Origin of the sequence: Streptomyces sp. NPDC006384 (assembly GCF_042870695.1) — a bacterium.
Taxonomy (GTDB): Bacteria; Actinomycetota; Actinomycetes; order Streptomycetales; family Streptomycetaceae; genus Streptomyces.
In genome coordinates this window covers 346,415-368,007 of record NZ_JBIAHR010000001.1, presented here as the reverse complement: position 1 = coordinate 368,007, position 21,593 = coordinate 346,415, and the positions used below count along the sequence as shown (strand labels likewise).

General features: G+C 74.1%; 22 protein-coding genes and 1 tRNA gene. 12 read left to right on the top strand and 11 right to left on the bottom strand.

The window, feature by feature from the left end; genetic code table 11:
• Window positions 1–2 precede the first annotated feature (2 nt).
• A complete protein-coding gene (locus ACFYOJ_RS01625; RefSeq protein WP_356552433.1) occupies window positions 3–692 on the bottom strand; it encodes a response regulator transcription factor in 690 nt (229 codons plus the stop codon).
• Between the two features lie 114 nt (window positions 693–806).
• Here ACFYOJ_RS01625 and ACFYOJ_RS01620 point away from each other — a divergent pair, with 114 nt between their 5' ends.
• The 4 genes from ACFYOJ_RS01620 (at window position 807) to fdh (ending at window position 7,184) form a co-directional block, all read left to right on the top strand.
• Window positions 807–1,613, top strand: a complete 807-nt coding sequence (locus ACFYOJ_RS01620; protein WP_356552431.1) for a DUF3152 domain-containing protein — start codon at window positions 807–809, stop codon at window positions 1,611–1,613.
• A gap of 180 nt (window positions 1,614–1,793) precedes the next feature.
• Entirely contained in the window at window positions 1,794–2,759 is a 966-nt protein-coding gene (locus ACFYOJ_RS01615; protein WP_356552429.1) for a 4Fe-4S dicluster domain-containing protein, read from the top strand.
• Window positions 2,760–2,956: 197 nt separating this feature from the next.
• A complete protein-coding gene (nrfD, locus tag ACFYOJ_RS01610) occupies window positions 2,957–3,859 on the top strand; it encodes an NrfD/PsrC family molybdoenzyme membrane anchor subunit (RefSeq protein ID WP_356552580.1) in 903 nt (300 codons plus the stop codon).
• Between the two features lie 70 nt (window positions 3,860–3,929).
• Window positions 3,930–7,184, top strand: coding sequence for a formate dehydrogenase (gene fdh / locus ACFYOJ_RS01605; RefSeq protein WP_356552428.1), 3,255 nt, complete (start codon window positions 3,930–3,932; stop codon window positions 7,182–7,184).
• Window positions 7,185–7,219: 35 nt separating this feature from the next.
• On the opposite strand, the gene selD is transcribed toward fdh, so the two are convergent.
• The gene (gene selD, locus ACFYOJ_RS01600; RefSeq protein ID WP_356552426.1) at window positions 7,220–8,245 is read right to left on the bottom strand and encodes a selenide, water dikinase SelD; all 1,026 of its coding nucleotides are present in this window, start codon (window positions 8,243–8,245) and stop codon (window positions 7,220–7,222) included.
• Between the two features lie 107 nt (window positions 8,246–8,352).
• On the opposite strand from selD, the gene ACFYOJ_RS01595 reads away from it, so the two are divergent.
• The 7 genes from ACFYOJ_RS01595 (at window position 8,353) to ACFYOJ_RS01565 (ending at window position 13,368) form a co-directional block, all read left to right on the top strand.
• A tRNA-Sec gene (locus tag ACFYOJ_RS01595) sits at window positions 8,353–8,445 on the top strand.
• A gap of 221 nt (window positions 8,446–8,666) precedes the next feature.
• A complete protein-coding gene (locus ACFYOJ_RS01590; RefSeq protein WP_356552424.1) occupies window positions 8,667–9,308 on the top strand; it encodes an HAD family hydrolase in 642 nt (213 codons plus the stop codon).
• Window positions 9,309–9,365: 57 nt separating this feature from the next.
• Window positions 9,366–10,547: a helix-turn-helix transcriptional regulator gene (locus ACFYOJ_RS01585; protein ID WP_356552422.1), complete on the top strand. Its 1,182-nt coding sequence runs from the start codon at window positions 9,366–9,368 to the stop codon at window positions 10,545–10,547.
• Window positions 10,548–10,830: 283 nt separating this feature from the next.
• Window positions 10,831–11,169: a hypothetical protein gene (locus ACFYOJ_RS01580; protein ID WP_356552421.1), complete on the top strand. Its 339-nt coding sequence runs from the start codon at window positions 10,831–10,833 to the stop codon at window positions 11,167–11,169.
• Window positions 11,166–11,354 carry a hypothetical protein gene (locus tag ACFYOJ_RS01575; protein ID WP_356552419.1) on the top strand — a complete coding sequence of 63 codons (189 nt, stop codon included), beginning with the start codon at window positions 11,166–11,168 and terminating at the stop codon, window positions 11,352–11,354. Before ACFYOJ_RS01580 ends, ACFYOJ_RS01575 begins: the two co-directional genes overlap by 4 nt.
• 302 nt (window positions 11,355–11,656) lie before the next feature.
• A complete protein-coding gene (locus ACFYOJ_RS01570) occupies window positions 11,657–12,196 on the top strand; it encodes a CYTH domain-containing protein (protein ID WP_356552417.1) in 540 nt (179 codons plus the stop codon).
• A 62-nt stretch (window positions 12,197–12,258) separates the two neighbouring features.
• The gene (locus ACFYOJ_RS01565; RefSeq protein ID WP_356552415.1) at window positions 12,259–13,368 is read left to right on the top strand and encodes a radical SAM protein; all 1,110 of its coding nucleotides are present in this window, start codon (window positions 12,259–12,261) and stop codon (window positions 13,366–13,368) included.
• An 18-nt stretch (window positions 13,369–13,386) separates the two neighbouring features.
• On the opposite strand, the gene ACFYOJ_RS01560 is transcribed toward ACFYOJ_RS01565, so the two are convergent.
• The 6 genes from ACFYOJ_RS01560 to ACFYOJ_RS01535 form a co-directional block, all read right to left on the bottom strand.
• Window positions 13,387–13,569: a hypothetical protein gene (locus ACFYOJ_RS01560; protein WP_356552413.1), complete on the bottom strand. Its 183-nt coding sequence runs from the start codon at window positions 13,567–13,569 to the stop codon at window positions 13,387–13,389.
• 8 nt (window positions 13,570–13,577) lie between these two features.
• Window positions 13,578–13,832 carry a hypothetical protein gene (locus tag ACFYOJ_RS01555; protein WP_356552411.1) on the bottom strand — a complete coding sequence of 85 codons (255 nt, stop codon included), beginning with the start codon at window positions 13,830–13,832 and terminating at the stop codon, window positions 13,578–13,580.
• Between the two features lie 103 nt (window positions 13,833–13,935).
• A complete protein-coding gene (locus ACFYOJ_RS01550) occupies window positions 13,936–14,370 on the bottom strand; it encodes a VOC family protein (RefSeq protein WP_356552409.1) in 435 nt (144 codons plus the stop codon).
• Between the two features lie 9 nt (window positions 14,371–14,379).
• Window positions 14,380–16,182 carry a SelB C-terminal domain-containing protein gene (locus ACFYOJ_RS01545; protein WP_356552408.1) on the bottom strand — a complete coding sequence of 601 codons (1,803 nt, stop codon included), beginning with the start codon at window positions 16,180–16,182 and terminating at the stop codon, window positions 14,380–14,382.
• Window positions 16,173–17,585, bottom strand: coding sequence for an L-seryl-tRNA(Sec) selenium transferase (gene selA, locus ACFYOJ_RS01540; protein WP_356552406.1), 1,413 nt, complete (start codon window positions 17,583–17,585; stop codon window positions 16,173–16,175). The genes ACFYOJ_RS01545 and selA overlap by 10 nt, the downstream gene beginning before the upstream one ends.
• A 200-nt stretch (window positions 17,586–17,785) precedes the next feature.
• A complete protein-coding gene (locus ACFYOJ_RS01535) occupies window positions 17,786–19,084 on the bottom strand; it encodes a DUF3533 domain-containing protein (RefSeq protein WP_356552404.1) in 1,299 nt (432 codons plus the stop codon).
• Window positions 19,085–19,304: 220 nt separating this feature from the next.
• Between ACFYOJ_RS01535 and ACFYOJ_RS01530 the strand changes: the two genes are divergently transcribed.
• Entirely contained in the window at window positions 19,305–19,832 is a 528-nt protein-coding gene (locus ACFYOJ_RS01530; protein ID WP_356552403.1) for a DUF6584 family protein, read from the top strand.
• 66 nt (window positions 19,833–19,898) lie between these two features.
• On the opposite strand, the gene ACFYOJ_RS01525 is transcribed toward ACFYOJ_RS01530, so the two are convergent.
• The 3 genes from ACFYOJ_RS01525 to ACFYOJ_RS01515 form a co-directional block, all read right to left on the bottom strand.
• Window positions 19,899–20,282 (bottom strand): sulfurtransferase TusA family protein, encoded by a 384-nt coding sequence (locus tag ACFYOJ_RS01525; protein WP_356552402.1) that lies wholly within the window; start codon window positions 20,280–20,282, stop codon window positions 19,899–19,901.
• A 66-nt stretch (window positions 20,283–20,348) separates the two neighbouring features.
• Entirely contained in the window at window positions 20,349–20,654 is a 306-nt protein-coding gene (locus ACFYOJ_RS01520; RefSeq protein ID WP_356552400.1) for an Lrp/AsnC ligand binding domain-containing protein, read from the bottom strand.
• Window positions 20,651–21,592 (bottom strand): urease accessory protein UreD, encoded by a 942-nt coding sequence (locus ACFYOJ_RS01515; RefSeq protein WP_356552399.1) that lies wholly within the window; start codon window positions 21,590–21,592, stop codon window positions 20,651–20,653. Before ACFYOJ_RS01515 ends, ACFYOJ_RS01520 begins: the two co-directional genes overlap by 4 nt.
• Window position 21,593: the final 1 nt, after the last annotated feature.

Below are 21,593 nucleotides of genomic sequence, written 5' to 3'. Positions count from 1 at the left end.
CCTCACCGGGGTCCGAACCGGTAGCCGAAACCGCGCACGGTGTGGATGTGGCGCGGCCGGTCCGCGGGCTCGCCGATCTTGGACCTGAGACGTTTGACGCAGGCGTCCACGAGCCGCGCGTCCCCGTGGTAGCTGTGCTCCCACACGGCTTCCAGGAGCTGCCGGCGGCTGAACACCTGGCCGGGCGCGGCGGACAGGGTGAGCAGCAGGCGGAGCTCGGAGGGGGCGAGGGCGACGGGCCGTCCCTGGTGGGTGACGGTGAGTCCGGCGCGGTCGATGGTCAGGTCGCCGTGCTGTTCGGTGCGCGGCGCGCCGTGGCCGTCCGCCGGGCCGCCCGCGCGGCGCAGCACCGCCCGGATGCGTGCGTCCAGGACGCGGGCGCGGACGGGCTTGACCACGTAGTCGTCCGCTCCGGCCTCCAGCCCGACGACGACGTCGGTGTCGTCGCCGCGGGCGGTGGCCATGATGATGGGCACCTGGTCGTGCGCGCGGATGCGGCGGCACACCTCCAGTCCGGACATGCCGGGCAGCATCAGGTCGAGGACGACGGCGTCGGGCCGGAACGTCCGCAGTTCCCGCAGCCCGTCCTCGCCGGTCGCGGCGGCGGCGACCTCGTGCCCCTGGCGGCGCAGGGCGAGGCGGACGCCCTCCCGGACGGCGCGGTCGTCTTCGATGATCAGGACCCGTGGCATGCGTCCCAGTATGTACCGGGGGGAACGGGTGTTCGCGCACGGGCGGGCGGCTGTTACAGAGCGGTCCACAAGCGGTCCACGGGCGATCACACGGCCGCGGCAGGCTGCACGGTCATGAACGCGCACCGATCGACGCCCGCACCGCCCGCCGACACCTCCCGCCCGCACCGGCCCGGGGAGCGCGCCCGCCGCGGGCGGGGCCGGAGGAAACCGGCCCTGTGGGCGGGGCTCGCGGCCGCCGTCGTGCTGCTGCTCGCCGCAGGAGCGGCCCTCCAGGGAGGCACGCGGGCGTCCGAAGGCCCCGCCGGGCGGGAGGAGCAGGAGGATGAGTACTCCCCGGACGACTCGGGGATCCCGTCCGAGGGGCCGGGGACGTTCACCGTCGCCGGGGGCGGCGGCGAGCGGGTCGGCGGGAAGGGGCGCACGCTGACCTACGTGGTCGAGGTCGAGGACGGCATCGGGCTCGAGGCGGGGGACGTCGCCGCCGAGGTGGACCGGATCCTCGCGGACGAGCGGGGGTGGACGGCCGGCGGCGAGGTGGGTTTCCGCCGTGTGACCGGCGACACGTCGGACTTCCGGGTGCGGCTCGCCACGGCGGCGACGGTGGACCGGATGTGCGGCTACTACGGTCTGGACACCGGCGGCGAGGTCAACTGCAACGTCGGCCAGGACGTCATGGTCAACCTCAAGCGGTGGCTGCTGGCCACGCGGTACTACGCGGACGACGTGGCGTCGTACCGGGCGCTCATCGTCAACCACGAGGTCGGGCACTTCCTGGGCCACGGCCATGAGGGGTGCCCGGGGCCGGGGCGGCCCGCGCCGGTGATGATGCAGCAGATCAAGGGGCTCCACGGCTGCACCACCAACGTCTGGCCCTACGACGACGAGGGCCGGCGCATCACCGGTCCCCCGGTCGCCTGACCCGCGTCCGGCTCGCGACCGGCTCGCCTCCCGCCCCGCCGGCCCGGGGCGGGAGGCCCTCGTCGTCCGTTTCGGACGCGCGCGCCCCGGGCACCCGTAGCCGGGCCCGGAAGGGCACCACCGGGCCACCCGGGCCGGTGAGCCGGACGCCGCGAGCGGCAGGGGCGTGGAGGTACGGGCATGACCGAGGAGAACGCCGGCGCCGTCCGGACCGGCAGGCGCGCACACCGGTTCGCCGGGCCGGAGCCGGACGTGGCGGCCGCGGCCGGTCACCCCGATCCCCCGCCCCGCGTCGGCTTCTTCACCGACACCTCCGTGTGCATCGGCTGCAAGGCGTGCGAGGTGGCCTGCAAGGAGTGGAACGCCGTCCCGGAGGACGGCCTGCTGCTCACCGGCATGTCCTACGACAACACGCAGGGGCTCGGCGCCGACACCTGGCGGCACGTCGCCTTCATCGAGCAGCGGGAGCCGCCCGGCGGCGGGGATCCGGGGGCCGGTCACGGGGACGTGGACGTGTTCGAAGCCGCCCGGGGCCTGGGCTCCCCGCCCTCCTCCCCCGTGGCGCCGGACGGGCGTACCGAGCTGCGCTGGCTCATGGCCTCCGACGTGTGCAAGCACTGCACCCACGCCGCCTGTCTGGACGTGTGCCCCACCGGGTCCCTGTTCCGCACCGAGTTCGGCACGGTCGTCGTGCAGGAGGACGTCTGCAACGGCTGCGGCTACTGCGTGCCCGCCTGCCCGTACGGCGTCATCGACCAGCGCGAGGGCGACGGACGCGCCTGGAAGTGCACGCTGTGCTACGACCGGCTCGGCGTCGGCATGGAACCGGCGTGCGCGAAGGCGTGCCCGACGGACTCCATCCAGTTCGGTCCGCTGGAGGAGCTGCGGGAGCGGGCGGCGGCCCGGGTCGCGCAGCTGCACGCGGCCGGGGCGACCGACGCCCGGCTGTACGGGGAGAGTCCGGACGACGGGGTCGGCGGCGACGGCGCCTTCTTCCTGCTGCTGGACGAGCCGGAGGTGTACGGGCTGCCGCCCGACCCGGTGGTCACCACCCGGGACCTGCCCACGATGTGGCGGCACGCGGCGGCGGCCGCCGTCTCGCTGGCCGCGATGGCCGCCGTGGGTTTCGCCAGGAGGCCGCGGTGAACGGCCAGGAGTCACCGACGGGCGGTCAGGGATCCTCGACGGGGGGTCAGGGCGCCCCGACGGGCGGTTCGGAGTTCCCGACGGGCGGTTCGGACGTCACCCGTGACGGTGTCCGGGGCGCCCGGCCCGGGCGGGACGCGCCGGCGGGTGCGCACGCCGGGCGCCGGCGGCGGCGCCGCGGGCGCGGTGAGCAGCCGGTGGTCCCGGACGCCGAGTTCTCCTCGTACTACGGCAGGCCGGTGCTGAACACGCCGAGGTGGGCGGCGCTCGACATCGCGGGCTACCTCTGGCTGGGCGGGCTGGCGGGCGCGTCGTCGCTGCTGGCGGCGGGCGGGCACGCCACGGGACGCCCGGCGCTGGCGCGGACGGCGAAGCTGGGCGCGGCGGGCGCCGTCTCGCTGTCGCTGGGCGCGCTCGTGCACGACCTGGGGCGGCCGGCCCGGTTCCTGAACATGCTGCGCGTCTTCAAGCCCACCTCGCCGATGAACATGGGCTCCTGGCTGCTGGCCGGCTACGCCCCGCTCGCCCTGGCCGCCGCGGCGTCCGACGCGACCGGCCGCCTCCGGCCGGCCGGGGCCGCCGCCACGGCGGGCGCCGCCCTGTTCGGCCCGGCGGTCGCCACGTACACCGCCGTGCTGGTCGCGGACACCGCGGTGCCCTCCTGGCACGGGGGCCACCGGGAGCTGCCGTACGTCTTCGCCGGTTCGGCGGCGGCCTCGGCGGCGGGGCTGGCGCTGGCCGGGGTGCCTGCGGCGCAGACGGGACCCGCGCGGCGGGTGGCGGCGCTCGGCGCGGTCCTGGAGCTGGGTGCCTTCCGGGTGATGAAGCGCCGGATGGGCATGGTGGCCGAGCCCTTCGAACAGGGCGGGGCGGGCCGGCTGCTGCGCGCGGCGGAGGCGCTGACGGCCGGCGGCGCCGTACTGGCGGCCGTGGCGGGCCGGCGCCGGGGCGCGGCCGCGGTGGCCGGGGCGGCGCTGCTGGCCGGTTCCGCGGCCCTGCGGTTCGGCGTGTTCCACGCCGGGGTGGCCTCGGCCGAGGACCCGAAGTACACGGTCGTACCGCAGCGGGAGCGGATGCGGGAGGGCACGCCGGGGGATTGAAGCGCCGGGAATGGGACACCCGGGCCGGCGGAGCCCACCGAGAGAGGACCGCGAGAGGGCGGAGGAGAGCATGGGCGTACGCACCTGGATCGACTCCTGGCCGGTCTACCGCCAGCTCAAGGGCACCGACCCGCTGGGCCGCGGCGCCGCCGCCAAGAGCGGGAAGAGCGCGCGGCTCACCCCGCGGGTCGCCTCGGCGGACGAGGTCGTGAAGTCCGTCTGTCCGTACTGCGCGGTCGGCTGCGGCCAGAACGTGTACGTCGAGGACGGCCGCGTCACCCAGATCGAGGGCGACCCCGACTCCCCCGTCTCGCGCGGCCGGCTGTGCCCCAAGGGCTCGGCGAGCCTCCAGCTCACCACGGGCGGCGCCCGCGAGCGGCACGTCCTGTACCGGCGCCCGTACGGCACCGACTGGGAGCGCCTGGACCTGGACACGGCGATGGACGTGATCGCCGACCGGGTGATCGAGGCGCGCCGGGCGGGCTGGCAGTGGGAGGTCGACGAGACCCGCACCCGCCGCACGCTCGGCATCGCGAGTCTCGGCGGCGCGACGCTGGACAACGAGGAGAACTACCTGATCAAGAAGCTGTTCACCGCCCTGGGCGCGGTGCAGATCGAGAATCAGGCGCGTGTTTGACACTCCTCCACCGTTCCCGGTCTGGGAACCTCGTTCGGCCGCGGCGGCGCGACCACCTTCCAGCAGGACCTGCAGAACTCGGACTGCATCGTCATCCAGGGCTCCAACATGGCCGAGTGCCATCCGGTCGGGTTCCAGTGGGTGATGGAGGCCAGGGCCCGGGGCGCGAAGGTGATCCACGTCGACCCGCGGTTCACCCGCACCAGCGCGCTGGCCGACGTGCACGTGCCGCTGCGCGCGGGCTCGGACATCGCCTTCCTCGGAGGGATCATCAACCACGTCCTCAGCAACGACAAGTACTTCCGTGACTACGTGGTGGCCTACACCAACGGTCCCGTCGTACTGCGGGAGGACTTCCGCGACACCGAGGACCTCGACGGCGTCTTCTCCGGTCTCGACCCCGACAGCCGCAGCTACGACAACGGCAGCTGGCAGTACGAGGGCACCGAGATGCAGGCGGCGTCCGGCGAGCGCGACCTGGAGTACGAGAACCGCGCCGGTCCCGCGGTGACAGAGGCGGCGCGCGGCGAGTCCCACGGCTCGGGCGGCCCCGACATCGGCGAGGGCCGGATCGAGCGGGACGAGACGATGACGCACCCGCGCTGCGTCTTCCAGGTGCTGAAGCGGCACTACGCCCGCTACACGCCCGAGATGGTCGAGCGGATCTGCGGGGTGCCCGAGGACCTGTTCCGGCGGGTGTGCGAGCTGGTCACGGAGAACTCCGGCCGCGACCGGACCACCGCCTTCGCCTACGCGGTCGGCTGGACCCAGCACACGGTGGGCGTGCAGTACATCCGCGCGGCCTCCGTGCTGCAGAGCCTGCTCGGCAACATCGGCCGGCCCGGCGGCGGCATCCTCGCCCTGCGGGGACACGCCTCCATCCAGGGCTCCACGGACATCCCGACCCTGTTCAACCTGCTGCCCGGCTACATCCCGATGCCGCACGCCCACCAGCAGGAGGACCTCGACTCCTTCGTACGGGGCGAGGCGGCCCGCAAGGGCTACTGGGGCAACATGCGCGCCTACCTGGTGAGCCTGCTCAAGGCGTACTGGGGCGACGCGGCGACGGCGGAGAACGACTTCTGCTTCGACTACCTGCCGCGCCTGACGGGCTCGCACTCCACGTACGAGACGGTCATGGAGCAGATCGCGGGGACCTGCAGGGGCTACTTCCTGATGGGCGAGAACCCGGCGGTCGGCTCGGCCGACGCGAAGATGCAACGGCTCGGGATGGCGAACCTGGACTGGCTGGTGGTGCGGGACTTCTCCCTCATCGAGTCGGCGACCTGGTGGAAGGACGGCCCGGAGATCGAGACGGGCGAGATGCGCACGGAGGACATCGGCACCGAGGTGTTCTTCCTGCCGGCCGCCGCCCACACCGAGAAGGACGGCAGCTTCACCAACACCCAGCGGCTGCTGCAGTGGCACCACCAGGCGGTCCCGCCGCCCGGCGAGGCGCGCAGCGACCTGTGGTTCACCTATCACCTCGGCCGGATCATCCGCCGCAAGCTCGCGGGCTCGACCGACCCCATGGACCGGCCGCTCATCGACCTGACCTGGGACTATCCGGTCAGGGGCGAGCTGTCCGAGCCGGACGCGGAGGCGGTCCTCGCCGAGATCAACGGCCACGACGCCGACGGCACCCCCCTGTCCTCCTACGAACAGTTGCGCGACGACGGTTCCACGGTGTGCGGCTGCTGGATCTACTGCGGCGTCCGCGCCGACGGGGTGAACCAGGCCGCCCGCCGCAGGCCGGGCGGGCAGCAGGACTGGGTGGCGGCCGAGTGGGGCTGGGCGTGGCCGGCCAACCGCCGGGTGCTGTACAACCGGGCCTCGGCCGACCCCGAGGGCAGGCCGTGGAGCGCGCGCAAGGCACTGGTGTGGTGGGACGAGGAGCAGGAGAAGTGGGTGGGGCACGACGTCCCGGACTTCCCTCCCGGCAGGGCCCCCGGCCATGTGCCGCCGCCGGACGCCACCGGCCCCGATGCCCTGTCGGGCACCGACCCGTTCATCATGCAGGCCGACGGCAAGGCCTGGCTGTACGTGCCCTCCGGTCTCACCGACGGGCCGCTGCCCGCGCACTACGAGCCGCAGGACTCCCCCTTCCCCAACCTGCTCTACGGTCAGCAGCGCAACCCGGTGCGGCACCTGCTGCCCCCGCACCCGGACAACCGCTACCAGCCGAGCGCGGGCGCCCCCGGCTCCGAGGTGTTCCCGTACGTCGCCACGACGTACCGGCTCACCGAGCACCACACGGCGGGCGGCATGTCCCGCTGGCAGCCGTACCTCGCCGAACTGCAGCCGGAGTTCTTCTGCGAGGTCTCCCCCGAGCTGGCCGCCGAGCGCGCCCTGGAGCACACCGGCTGGGCGACGATCGTCAGCGCCCGCGGCGTGATCGAGGCGCGGGTGCTGGTCACCGACCGCGTGCCACCGCTGACCGTGCACGGCCGGACCCTGCACCAGATCGGGCTGCCCTACCACTGGGGCCCCAACGGCTACAGCACGGGCGACGCGGCCAACGAGCTGCTGCACATGTCCCTCGACCCGAACACGCACATCCAGGAGGCCAAGGCGCTCACCGTGGACATCCGGCCGGGCCGGCGGCCGCGGGGCCCGGCCGCCCTGCGGCTGGTGCGGGAGTACCGGGCCCGCGCGGGCATCGACGAGCACACCGGCACGGAGCTGTGACGCCGGGCGTCCGTCAGTAAGCGTCCGCCCGCCGGTCAGCGCAGGACGACCGAGTGCGGCCCGCGCGCGACCAGTTCACCGATCACCGGCGCCCCCGGCACCTCCCCGGCCACCAGCAGCCCGCCCGAGGTCTGGGCGTCGGCCAGCAGGAGACGGGTGTCGGCGTCGGTGTCCCCGAAGTCGGTGTGCGGCGCCACCCATTCCAGGTTACGCCGGGTGCCGCCGCTGACGTAGCCGTCGCGCACCGCCTCCCGGGCGCCGTCCAGGTAGGGCACGGCGGCGGTGTCCAGCACGGCGGTCACCCCGGAGGCGCGGGCCAGCTTGTGCAGGTGGCCGAGGAGGCCGAAGCCGGTGACGTCGGTGGCGCAGACCGCCCCGGCGTCCAGGGCGGCGGCGGCCGCGTCCCGGTTGAGGGCGACCATGGTGGCCACCGCCTGCTCGAACCGTTCCCCGGTCGCCTTGTGACGGTTGCTCAGCACCCCGAGCCCCAGCGGCTTGGTCAGCGACAGCGGTACGCCGGGGCGGCCCGCGTCGTTGCGCAGCAGCCGGGCGGGGTCGGCCAGGCCGGTGACGGCCATGCCGTACTTCGGTTCCGGGTCGTCGACGCTGTGCCCGCCGCCCACGTGACAGCCGGCCTCGGCGGCGACGTCCAGGCCGCCGCGCAGCACCTCGCGGGCCAGCTCGAAGGGCAGGACGCCGCGCGGCCAGGCCAGCAGGTTGACCGCGAGGACGGGGCGGCCGCCCATCGCGTAGACGTCGGAGAGCGCGTTGGCGGCGGCGATGCGTCCCCAGTCGTAGGGGTCGTCGACGACCGGGGTGAAGAAGTCGGCCGTGGAGACCAGGGCCTGCGCGGCGGCGCCGGGCGGCGCGGGCAGGGTGACTACGGCCGCGTCGTCGCCGGTGGCGAGCCCCACCAGCAGCGGCGTGTCGCTCACGGCGGCCCGCGCACCGGCCAACTGCCCGAGCACGTCCTCCAGTTCCCCGGGCGGGATCTTGCAGGCGCAGCCGCCGCCGTGGGCGTACTGGGTGAGGCGTACGGCGGTCTCGCTCGTCGATGTCATGCCGGTGCTCCTTGGTGGTGGGGACTCGGTGGTGCCGCGGCTCGGTGTCTGCCTGCCCTGCGGTGACGGTGCGGCGGCCGGACGTCCGTGTAGCCTGGCCGGGCGGTGGAGGCGTGCGGGTGCCTGGTGGCCCTCCCGGTCTTCAAAACCGAGGTGTCCGAGGATCTCGGACAGGCAGGTTCGATTCCTGTCCGCCTCCGCTCTCCGCACCCTCCTGACCTGCGGGGATGTATAGCCCTCTATCTCATGGCCAAACCGTGGCCAAACATGGGCCCCGGAAAGGGCGGGTGCGCCGGTGCAGGTGGTGCCGCCACAGGGAGGTGGAGGACTACTGCCGAACCGGAGGCCGAGGCGGGCCCCGCCTCCCTTTCGCTTCCGTTCTAGTGGGGGCCGTTTCACCGTGCTCGGATACCCTGCCCGCATGATTCGCGCCGTGATCTTCGACGTGGGCGAGACCCTCGTCCGCGACGACCGCTACTGGGCATCGTGGGCCGACTGGCTGAACATCCCCCGGCACACCGTCTCGGCGCTCGTCGGCGCTGTCGTCGCCCAGGGGCGCGACAACGCGGACGCCCTGCGGTTGATCCGCCCCGGCATCGACATCGCCGCGGAGTACGCCGCGCGTGAGGCCGCCGGCCGCGGCGAGCACCTGGACGAGACGGACCTGTACGACGACGTCCGGCCGGCCCTCACCGCACTGCGCGACCTCGGCATCCGCATCGTCGTCGCCGGCAACCAGACGATCCGGGCGGGTGAGTTGCTGCGCGCCCTGTCACTTCCGGCCGATGTGGTAGTGACGTCCGGAGAGTGGGGCGTGGCCAAGCCGGACCCCGAGTTCTTCCGGCGCGCGGTCGAGGCCGGGCAGGCTGCGCCGAGCGAGACGCTGTACGTCGGCGACCATCCCGACAACGACGTGATGCCCGCAGCAGCGGCCGGGCTTCGTACCGCACACCTCCGCCGCGGCCCGTGGGGGCACCTGTGGGCGGACGCCCCGAACGTCGTGGCGACCGCGGACTGGCGTATCGATCACCTCACGGACCTACCGGCCCTCCTCACCTCGTAGGAGGGCGTACCGCCCGTTCGCGCGCCCGACGCGCGACCGCATGGGTACGGTGCGGGTATGTCCACCGCCAGCAGGCGCGAGGTAGGCCGGCGCATCGCCACCATCCGCCGCGCGCGCCGGATGACCCAGGCCGACCTCGCCCGCGCCGCCTACGTCTCCCTGCCCACTGTCAAGGCCATCGAGGGCGGCGCCCGCTCACCCAGCGACGACACCCTCGACTCGATCGCCGCCGCGCTCAGCGTCGACCCGAGCCGCATCGTCACCGGCAGCACCCGCACCGACAGCCGTGTCCACGCCGCCCTCCCCCACATCTCCGCGGCGATCGCCGCCTACGACGTCCCCGCCGACGTCCAGCCCCGCCCGCTGTCCGAACTCGGAGCGGCCGTCGGCTCGTTGTCGCAGTGGCGGCTCGCCGCCCAGTACGCCCGCATCGCCGAGCACGCGCCTCGCCTCCTCACCGACACCCTCGCCGCACTGCACCACACCACCGGGGCCGAGCAGTTGCACGCAGCTCATCTCCTCGCCGGAACCGCCCGCTCTGCCGACGCCGTGGCCTTCAAGTTCGGCGCCCTCGACCTCTCCGCCCGCCTCGTGGATCTGATGCGCTGGGCGGCCGCCCGGACGGAGGACCGCATCGCCCTGGCGACCGCCGCCTACGTCCGCACCGAGACCTTCTTCGCCGCCCGCGCGCACGTCCCCGGGCTGTGCGCCCTGGAGCAGGCCATCGATGCGGGTCCCAGCCCGACCGGCCGGGCGTCGACCGCCGCTCGTGGTGCCCTGCACATGCGCGCGGCCGTCATCGCCGGCCGTGCCGGCGACGTGGACGCTGCCACCACGCATCTGGACGAGGCCCGGCGCCTCGGCGACACGGTGCCCGAGGGCGCCTACGACGGCACCCAGTTCGGCCCCGACAGCGTCCGCGCCCACGAGGTGTCTGTCGCGGTGAGCCTCGGCCAAGATCATGTACAGCGGGCCCTGGATGTCGCGGGCGAGTGGGCCCCGCCCGAGTCTCTCCCGGCCGAGCGGCAATCCGGGTTCTGGATCGAACTGGCCCGGGCGCAGGTGTGGGCCGGCCGGCCGGACGATGCGTTCGAGTCGCTGAAGGTGGCCAGGCTCATCGCGCCGCAGCACACCCGTGAGCACCCCTGGGCCCGAGAGTCAGCAGCCACGATCCGCCGACTGAAGCGGGCGGATGCCGAGTCTCTCACCAGCTTCACCGAGTGGATCGGCGCCGTCTGAGGGGATACTTCGTGTATCCCTTGGGCCCCTTGCAGCAGCCCATCATCTGTCTGTCCGCAGCAAGCAGGCAGGCAGGCAGATGGGAGACGGGGATGAGCCAGTGCGCCGGGTTGCTCCGGGTGGACGGGCCAGTGAGCGTCGCGCGGCTACACGGCCTCGCGTGCCAGTACTGCGGCGCCGTCGCGCGGATTCTCTCCGCGGTGGACAGTGTCCAGCGCTCGGTCGGCAACCGGGTGTGGACCGTCGTCTCGTGCGGCTGCCGCGCGAAGGCGGGAGCCGCACGATGACCGAGACCATCCGGCAAAGCCCGTCTGCCGTACTCGGTGTGCTGGGACTGCCCGCGGTCGATGTGCTCACTGCCGACCAGACCCGCGGTGCGGTCTGCGTCTGGTGCACCGAGCGGCTGACCGCTGAGACGGCCGTCGACCTCGGCGAGCGGTCCGGCCCGGACGGGCGGTGGTGGCCACGGGCCTGCCGCCCGCATCTCACCACCCGCGCCCTTCATGCCCTGTTCGAGCACGCCCCGGGCTGCGCCGACTGCCGGGAGACCCCGCCGCCCGGCGAGCGGAGCCGCTGCGAGGTGGGACGCGTCCTGGTCCAGCTCACGAAGGACCCCCGATGACGGAACGCACCCGGACCATGAGCCCGCCGGTGTACCTGGGTATGCCGCTGGACCCGCCGGCGCCCGTCGCCCACTGCCCGGTGTGCAACGAGGCGGACCGACATCGCGAGGCAGCCCGGGAGCGAGGAGACCTCGCAGCCGTGACGGACGCCAACGTGGTGATGCGGCGGCATCCGCACAACTGAGCAGGAGCCCCCCGGTGAACCTCGGTTTCCGGTGCACTGCCACGGCCGAGGTGGCCGACGAGATCCGGGCAGTGGCCCGGACGATCAGCTCCCCGTACCCGAGTTGGGAACCGCCGCCCGTATGACTCCCGCTGACGCCGGCGGGGCCAGCCGTCACCAGCGCGTCCCCGTGTCGCCGATCGCGCTGGTGACCAGCGGCCCGTCTCCGTCCCCCGCGGGGGCGGGCCGCTCATCCACCGCAGTCCCCTGTGCCGCACGGTCGTTGACACCACAGCAGCCCCCGATGATCGGAGACCCGACCCATGGCAGGAATCGAGTTCGAGGTGAAGGCCCTCGGCATCGACCCCGACAAGACGGCCCAGCGCATCCTCGACGCGGGCGGCGTACAGCAGACCGGATCACGCCTGATGCGCCGCTACGTGTACGACACCATCCCGGCCGTCCCCGGCCGGTGGGTACGACTGCGCGACACCGGGGCCGGCATCACCCTGTGCGTCAAGGAGATCCGCACGGACGCCGTGGACGGCACACACGAAACCGAGATCACCGTCGACAGCTTCGAGGAGACCGCCGCGCTCCTGCGCCTGACCGGCCTGACGCCGCGCAGCTACCAGGAGAACCGACGCGCCTCCTACACCCTCGGCGCTGTCCGCCTCGAAGTCGACGAGTGGCCGCGTATCCCGCCGTACCTGGAGATCGAGGCCGACACCGAAGCCCAGGTATGGGAGGCCGTCGCTGCCCTGGGCATCGACCGCTACCAGCTCACGTCGGTCAACACCACGAAGGTCTACAGCCTGTACGGCATCGACCTGGACTCCATCGCCGACCTGCGCTTCGAGTAGGCCGACACCAGTTGATCCCGGCCAGGGCACCGTGTCCCGGCCGGTTCGGAGAGGGGACACCCATGCACGACCTGAGCACCGTACCGGTGGAGGTGAAACCGGACCGCACACTCCGCGTGAAGATCATCGACGCGTGCGGGCTCGCCTGCTCGTTCTGCCACAACGAGGGGACACCCGTAGCCACCGACAACACCGGCCGCCCCGCCGACCGGTTCACCGGCTCACCGGGTCGCTCCGGCCGGGTCTCCCTCTACCTCCGCACCAACGGCGCCGGCTTCCTGCCCGCCCGGATCCCCGCCGACGCCGACTTCGCCCTGGCCCTCGCCGCCGTCCGCGGCAGCCTCCCGACCACCGAGGTGCACTTCACCGGCGGGGAACCCACGCTGCACCCCGACCTGCCCGGTCTGATCACCATCGCCCGCCGCCTCGGGCTCACGGTCGGCCTCACCTCGAACGGCGAGAACGGCGCCGGCGTCATGGCCGACTGCGCTGCGGCCGGCCTCGACCGGATCAACCTCAGCGTCTTCGGCACCACCCCGGCCGAGCTCGCCGCGGTACAGGCACCGGGGCTGTCCTCCCCGAAGCTCGCTGAGCGCAAACTGGCCGCCCTCGACGCGACGATCGAGGCGGCGACCGCGCACGGCATCAAGGTGTCCGCGAACATCGTGGTCCCCGACCGTGACCACGTCGGCCGTGTACTCCGCATCATCGAGCGTCACGGCCGCCCCGTCGTCGTCCGGATGCTCGTGTCGCTCGAGGACGGGGGCGCCTCCTTGGACGCCATGCAGGAGGTCGTCGACCACCTGGGTGCCGTGCCGGTCCGCCGCATCATCACGGCCGGGGCATCCGATCAGCGGCTGCGGTACCGCCTGCCGGACGGACGCACGCTGTACGCGAAGAGCATCAGGCCTGTGCGCTTGCCCGAGACGTGCACCGACTGCCGGTTCAACAACCCGGACGACTGCCAGGAGGGCTACTACGGAGTCCGTCTGTACCGTGCCGTGGACGGCCCGTTCATGGTCGGTGTGTGCATCCAGCGCATGGACCTGTGCCTGCCGCTCGGCGAGTTCGTGATGAGCCAGCGCTGCCGCGAGGTGGCCGCCTTCCGCGACGACGAGACGGCACGGCTGACCCGTCTGCACGCCACGAAAGTGATGGCCGATGACTGCTGAACGCCCGCGGTCGCCCCGTCAGCCGGCCAGGTCCCGCAGGGGCACGCCGAGGACGCGGGCGGTCCGCAGCAGCGTGAAGCAGGTCGGACTGCGGCGGCCGAGGACGTGGCTGTGCTCGTAGAGCCGGCTTGTCTCCGGGGGCTCGTTCGCGGCCGCTCGGCCATCGCCCTGCGGGTGCCCGCCCCGTGACGGAGCGGGCACCCGTGTCGTCAGCTCGTCTTGTGGAGGGAACCGGTGAGGGTGCCTTCCTGCTGTTCGTAGTGGGAGAGGGCGAGGCCGAGGCCGATGAAGGTGGGGGCCCATTCGCCGACGAAGATGCCCCAGCGGTCGGCGCGGTCGACGCCCTGGGGTTCGGCCTTGAGGCTGCACATCCAGGAGACGACGCTGAGGCCGATGGAGGCGACACCGGCGAGGTAGGCGTGTTCGCTGCGGATGCCCATGTCGTGCATCTTCTTGATGATCACGGCTGCTCCGTTCTGTGAGGGTCGGGAACGGAGTTCCACGCCGGGTATGTCCCACTCATGCCATTTGTGCGGTACCCGTCTCCTCGCCGTCCCGGCGGATGTGTCAGTCGAGGCAGAACTCGTTGCCCTCGACGTCCTGCATGACGATGCAGGACTCGTTCTCCTCGTCGGCGAAGAGGGTGCGCACGTGCACCGCGCCGAGCGCGACGAGCCGTGCGCATTCGGCCTCGAGCGCGGCCAGGCGCTCCTGGCCGGTGAGCCCCGTGCCGACGCGCACGTCGAGATGCACCCGGTTCTTGACGGTCTTGCCCTCGGGGACGCGCTGGAAGAACAGCCGCGGTCCCACGCCCGAGGGGTCGCTGCAGGCGAACCACGCGCCCCGCTTCTCCGGCGGCCGGGAGCGGTCGTAGTCGTCCCAGGAGGCGAAGCCTTCCGGCGGTGACGGGAGGACGTACCCCAGTACCTCGCACCAGAAGCGGGCGACGCGCTCCGGTTCCGCACAGTCGAAGGTGACCTGGAATTGTCTGATCACTGACATCGGCGCACTTTAACAAAGGGCCGCGCCGCCCGTCCCCCGGCCGGCGGGCCGGCAGCGCCGGTGCCGGTCGTCGACCCGCTCCGTCAGTCCTCGCGCGTCCAGGTGCTCCAGCAGGGGTACGGCCACCCTGCGCGTCGTGTCCAGGGCGCGGCGGGCCTCGCTGAGGGTGAACGGCTGCGGCAGGCGGGCCAGGATCTCGGCGGCCTCGGTGTCCGCGCCCGGCAGCAGCACGAGGAAGTCGCCGATCCGCAGGAGTGCTCCGGCGGCGACGGCCGCGGCCAGCGCCTTGCGGGTGAGCCCGAGTTCCGCCAGCCGGTCCGCCTCGGGCGCGCGGAAGGGCGCGCGGGTCAGGTCCCGGCGTACGGCGTCGACGGCCGCGCGCAGGGGCGGTGGCAGGGTGGGGCGGGTGTCCGGGCCGTAGAGGCGTCCCCGGCGGTGGCGGAGTGCGGTGGGGCCCGGTGTCCGGGCGAGGGCGTCGACCAGCAGCCGGTCGGGGAGGCCGAGCAGGTGGCGCGCGGCCTCGGTGGGCAGGCCCGGGTCCGTCGGGTGCCGGCGGGCGTGCCGCTCGACCTCCTCGGCGAGGCGGGCGCGCAGCCGTGCCCAGTGGCCGGCGTCGGCCAGCCAGTCCCCGGCGACGGGTTCGGCGGGCGGGGGCACGCCCATCGCGAGCAGTTCGCCGCGTCGTACGAGGCGGCGCCGGCGCAGTTCGGCGGTGCCGTCCGGGTGTCCGGTCATCGTGGCCAGTTCCCCGGCGCGGGCGCGGCCCGCTCCGCGCCGGGTCAGGCGCGGCGGGCGTACGTCGAGGACGGTGACCGCGCAGGGCACGCGGGTGCCGCCCGGTTCGCGCAGGACGGCGCGGTCGCCGACGCGCAGGGGCAGGGGGCGGGCGAGGGTGAGCCTGGCCGTGTCCTCGCCCAGCGGGCGGACGGTCGCCGGCACCGCGGCCGTCCCGATGTGCAGGGTGGACGTACGGGGCAGTGCGGCGGCCGGTTCCCCGGTGACGCGGACGTCGGTGAGCGCGGTGAGCAGCCAGCGGTCCGGTGCGAGCAGGACCTGGCCCCGGTGCAGGGTGCCGTCGGCGGCTCCGTGGACCTGGACCGCGACGCGGGCCACCGCGCTCACGGCGGCCCGGTCCTCGTGCAGGCACTGCAGTCCGCGTACCCGCAGCCCGGTCGTGCCGTCCCCGGTCAGCAGCCGGTCGCCGACGCGCAGGGTGCCCGCGCCGAGCGTGCCGGTGACGACCGTGCCGCGTCCGCGCACGGTGAAGGCGCGGTCGAGCCACAGCCGTACGTCGGCGTCGGCGGGCGGCACGGGCAGCGACCGGGTGAGACGGGCCAGTTCCCGGCGCAGTTCGCCGAGTCCGGCGCCGGTGACGGCACTCACCGCGACGGACGGCACCTTGCCGAGGGAGGTCGCGGCGAGGCGTTCGGCGGCGTCGGCCCGTACGGGTCCGGGGTCGGCGAGGTCGCTGCGGGTGACGGCGAGGACGGCGTGCCGGACGCCGAGGGCGTCGAGGATCGCGAGGTGTTCCTGCGACTGCCGCTGCCAGCCCTGGTCGGCGGCGACCACGAAGAGCACCGCGGGCACCGGTCCGACGCCGGCCAGCATGGTGGCGACGAACCGTTCGTGTCCGGGGACGTCCACGAAGGCCAGGTCCTCGCCCTCCTCGGTCCGGGTCCACACGAACCCGAGGTCGAGGGTGAGCCCGCGGCGGCGTTCCTCCTCGTGGCGGTCGGGTTCCATGCCCGTCAGCGCCCGCACCAGGGCGGACTTGCCGTGGTCGACGTGACCGGCGGTGGCCACTACCCGCATGCCGTCCGCCTCTCCGCCGCGGCGGCCCGCACCGCCTGGGCCAGCCGTCCGTCGTCCTCGGGGGGCACGGCGCGCAGGTCGAGCAGGCACCGGCCGCGTTCCAGGCGTCCCACCACGGGGGTCCGGCCAGTGCGCAGCGCGCCGGCGTACGGCTCCGGCAGGGACACGGCGGCGCTGGGCAGGGTGACGCCGGGGGCGCCGCCGCCGCCCACCGTCGCCTCGCTGGCGACGGCCCGCGCGTCGACACCGGCGGCGCTCAGCTCGGCGGCCAGCCGTTCGGCGCGGCGCGTGAGGAGCGCCGGGTCGGCGTCGAGGGCGTCGGCGGTGGGTGTGCCGGGGCCGGTCAGGGTGGCCTGCAGGGCGGCGAGGGTCAGTTTGTCCACGCGCAGGGCGCGGGCGAGGGGGTGCCGGGACAGGGTGCGTACGAGGGTGTCGTCGCCGAGGAGCAGTCCGCACTGGGGGCCGCCGAGGAGTTTGTCGCCGCTGGCCGTCACGAGGGAGGCGCCGGCCCTCAGCTGGCTCTCGGCGTCGGGTTCCCCGGGCAGCAGCGGGTGGGGGGCGAGCAGCCCGGAGCCGATGTCGACGACGACCGGGACGCCCAGCGCGGCGAGTTCGGCGGTGCCGGCGGCGCGGGTGAAGCCGGTGATGCGGAAGTTGGAGGGGTGGACCTTCAGGACGAAGCCGGTGTCGGGGCCGAGGGCGCCCGCGTAGTCGGCGACGGTGGTGCGGTTGGTGGTGCCGACCTCGCGGAGCCGTGCCCCGGTCGACACCAGCAGGTCGGGCAGGCGGAATCCGTCGCCGATCTCCACCATCTCCCCGCGGCTGATGACGATCTCGCGGCCGGCGGCGAGCGCGGTGGCGGCCAGGACCAGTGCGGCGGCGCCATTGTTGACGACGTGCGCGGCGCGGGCCGAGGGCACCCGGGCGCGCAGGGCGGCGAGCGCGGTGCGTCCCCGGCGGGCGCGTGCGCCGGTGGTCAGGTCGAGTTCGACGTCGGTGGGTCCGGCGGCCTCCTGCACCGCGCGCCGGGCGGCCGGGGACAGCGGGGCCCGGCCGAGGTTGGTGTGCAGGAGCACGCCGGTGGCGTTGACGACCGGCCGCAGTCCGCCGGCCGTGGACGGCAGCAGGGCGAGGGCCGTGTCCGCCACGTCCTCGGGCGGGACCGTTCCCGCACGGGCCTGTTCCTGGGCCTGCCGGACGGCCGTCTTCACCGTCTCGGGGCCGAGCCGCCGTACCGCCTCGGCGAGTCCCGGGTCCCGCAGCACGGCGTCGGTGCGGGGGACGCGCCGCCGGGTGTCCGTCGTCCTCGCCTCCCGGTCGTGGCCGCGACTGCGGGGGCGGGTGCCGGCCGTGGCCGGTCCGTCCGTCGGCGCGGTCGTCTCCCGTGCGGCCCGCTGGTCCACGTGCTCTCCCTGTCCGGCCGGTTCCGTGTCTGCCCGGTCCCGTGTTGCCCGGTTCTCTGTTGCCCGGTTCCCTGTCTGCCCGGGGCATCCCGGGGACCCCGTCGTCATCGTCCTCCGGTGCCCGGCGCGCGTGCCGTGACACGCGGGGGCGGTTCCGGCGCCCGCTCGGGGGTCCGGGGTGGCGCGCGCCGTGGTCGTGGTCATTCCGGGCGGGGCACCATCCGGTGCAGGCCCTTGCGGTCGTAGTAGCGGGTCATGAGGAAGCCGAAGACGAGGGCGGCGGCGACACCGACCGCGATCATGATCCAGGCGCGGACGAGGCCGGCGTCGCCGCGGGCGTCGAAGTACAGGATCGCCCGGACGCCGGAGACGAGTTGCCGCATCGGTTCGAAGACGCCGAGGAAGCGGTAGAAGCCGGGCACGGCCTCCAGGGGGACGGTCGCTCCGGAGGAGGGCAGGGCCAGGGCGATGAAGACGAACATCGACACGATCTGGCCGATGCTGGCGAACGCCGCGTTGATGGCCTGCACGCCGAGGCCCACGCTCAGGCAGGAGCAGTAGGAGAACAGCGCCAGCAGGGGCAGGTGGGACGCGTCCATGCCCAGGACGGCGATGCAGGCGAGCATGACCAGCGCGGTGACGGGCACGGACAGCACCGCCGTCATGACCATCTTGAGCAGCAGCGTCTGTGTGCGGCTGATCGGCACCGTGGGGTGCCGGGAGTGCCAGGGGCCGATCTCCGCGTCGGCGTAACCGAGTGCCGTGTCGACGCCGTTGTGGATGATGTTTCCGCCCAGGAAGCCGGCGAGGACGAGCAGCAGTACGTAGTAGAAGGCGCTCAGCCCCATGCCGCTGTGCGTTCCGATGGGGTGGCCGGGCTCGGTCTTCACCGCGACGGGGTCGGTGAGCAGCAGACGGGCCGTGGCGTCGGCTCCGGCGAACTCGGACGATGAGGAGAGCTGCTTGCCGAGGGCGAGGGAGGCCTGGTGGGCGGCCTGTTGAGTGATCCGTGACGCCATCGACGAACCGAGGCTGCCCATTCCTGGGTTGGTGAGCACGGTCAGGGTCGGCCGGGTGGCCTGCGCGCCGGACAGCGAACGCACGGTGTCGGTGAAGCCGGCGGGGACGACCAGGGCCCCGTAGATCTTCCCGGAGGCCAGCTGGTCGAGGGCCGCTCCGTGGCCGAGCCGGCGCCACTCCACGTCGCCGGGCGGCGTGGAGGAGACGATCCGGTCGCCGAGCTGTGCGCCGAGGTTCTGCCGCTGTCCGGGCAGCGGCTTGCCCGAGTCCTGGTTCACGAGGGCGACCGGCAGCCGGTGCAGACTGCCCTCCGGCGTGAGGATGCCGCCCATGTACAGCAGGGAGAGGACCAGGGCGACCAGGGCGCTGAGCACTCCCGGAGTGATCCACAGCCTGCCGTGGCGCAGCAGCTTCACGGTGCTCCGCACGGAGCCCGTGGGGTGTGGGGTGCCGTGCCGCTGCGGTGTTGTGGAACCCATACAACTCCCTGAGGTGCGGGGGCGTCGTCGGACCGGGGGCGCCCGTGGACGCGGCGAGCGTAGGCGCCGGGTCACCGCAGGGGCGCCGGTGACACAGGTCCGTCCCGCGCATCGCCCGGACGGCCCACCACGGCGCGCCGGGCGGGAGGTGCGAGCGGGGAGGGCGGGCTGCGGCGAAACCGGTTCGACGCGGACCGGCACGGTGTTCGATCATGCGTTCATGCCTGTGGACGAGACCCTTGCCCGAGTCGACGCGGACCTGGCCGCCGGCCGGATTCCGGTCGCGCGTCAGCGGCTGCGCGGCCTCGTCTCGTCCTTCCCCCGGGACCTGACGCTCCGCCGGCGTCTGGCCGAGGTGTACCGGCTCTACGGCGACGCCGCCGAGGCCGGGCGCTGGATGTACCTCGAGGAGGACCGCGACGCCGGCGAGACCGCCGCCTTCGAGGCGCGGTACGGGTCCGCCGGGCGGCGGATGCGGGCTCTCGCCTGGCGCGGTCCCGAGGCGATGGCCGCCACCGCCTTCGCGCGGGGGCAGCTGGTGGCGGTGCGCACCGCCTGCGCCGAGGCGCTGGGGCGTCCCGTCGACTGGGACGACCCCGCCTCCTACCGGGACGGCCCGGAGGAGGGTGCCGAGGAGCCCTCCGGGCCGCCGTCGGTGAAGGGGGTGCTGGCGGGCGTGGGCTGTCTGGTGGGGGTCCTCGCGTTCCTGGCGGTCTGGGTGAACGGAGTCGTCGCGCTCTTCGACTGACCCGGGGGCCGGCGCGGCCGGTGCCCGGCCGGCGGGTACGCGCCCGACGGGGGCACCAAAGGTCTCTCACCGGTGTCCGGGTCCGTCCGGTCCCGGTCCGGCCGGGTGCCACGGTGCGTCCGGGCGGGTGGGGCGGGCGCCGGCGGTGAGCCGCAGGGCGTACACCGGCTGTTCGCCGGGGACGGGGCCGAGGTAGGTGTGGCCGGTCATGTGGCACCAGGCGGGCAGGTCGAGCGGTGCGGCGGGATCGGTGGCGATGACGTGGACGACGGTGCCGGGCGGCTCGGCGTCGATCCGCTCGCGCAGGCGGAGCAGCAGGGTGACGCAGAGCAGGCCGGTGCCGTCGACGGTCAGGTCGGGCGCAGGCAGCGGCGACGGGTGTGCCGTCGGCTGTACGGGGCCCGAGCCTGGGCCGGGGGCGTCGGGGATGCCCGGGGTGTCGGCGTTCATGGGCCGCAGGCTACGGCCGCGTCCGGCCCGGCGACGTACGGGGGCGGCGGATGACTCCCGGTGCGTTCAGGTGAGGGAGGCCGGCGGTGGTACCTCGCTCGGCGGCCGCTCGGGCAGGGGCCGGGGCGGGACGGCCTGCTTCGTCACGATGGCCGGGTCGAGGCTCCGCACGCCCGGCAGATGGATGAGCACCGGCTCGTGGAGGCGCCGGCAGGACGCCAGGTCGGCGCTGACCATCCGGATCAGGTGGTCCGGCTCGCCGGACAGCCGCTGTGCCTCGACGGGCTCGGAGTTCGTGGTCGACGGCGGATACACCAGCCGGTGAGCGGCCGGGCGGCCCGCCCGGTCCCGCCGGGCCCGGGCCGCCGTCACCCCTTGCGCAGGTCGGGGGCGGGGGCCCCGAGGAGGCGGAGGCGGACCGTGTCCCACACCGCGCCCAGGGCGGCGGCGACGGCGGTGGACGCCGGGCCGAGGAAACGGACGGTGATTCCGCAGCCACCGGGCAGCTCGCTCGCCCCGGCGAGGACGCCGGGGTGGGCTCCGAGGGCGGAACCGACCGCGGCGCAGAGGCCGGAGGGTTCCTCCCGCCGGGTGAGCACGTGGAGCGCGGCGTGTACGCGGTGAGGACCGAGGCGGCCCGGCGACGCGGGCGGCGCGGTGGCCGGGACGAGGTTCAGCACGTCGCGGAACAGGGGTTTCCCGCCGGGTTCGCGTACCCGCACCTCGGACCAGTAGAGGTCGTAGTCGTGGCACTCGCCGAAGGCGACCCGGCCCGGCAGGAGGATCTCGCCGAGGATCACCGTGGCGCTGGGGTCGGCGGTCAGACAGGTCCGGCCGAAGAAGCGGGAGCCCCTGAAGGGGATGACGGGGCCGGGCAGGTACTCCAGGACCGCGTCGGGGCCCGCGTCCAGGTGGACGAGCTGGGTGGCCAGGTCGGCGCGCATGCCGTAGATCTTGGTGGCGGTCTGGGTGGTGAGGTGGACGGCTGACCCGGCCGCCGCCCGGACGTCGATGCGGTAGCGGTCCCCCTGCACCAGCCCGTCGCCGGCCTGCTGCAGGTAGACGAAGGCCATGTCCGGCCGGTGGGGGTCCAGGTGGATCGGCTGGAAGATGTACAGCGGGGCCTGGTGGTACTGCCCCACGATCCTGGTGGCCCCGGCGACCGGTGCCAGGTCGAGTTCGAGCAGCCCCGTCTTGCCCGCGCGGCCCGCCGCCGCGCCGGCCAGGGGGGTGGCGAACGCCTTCACCGCTTCGGGCAGGTGTGCCGGGGTGTACCACGCCTCGTCCCGGCGCTCCGGTCTCGCCGTCACC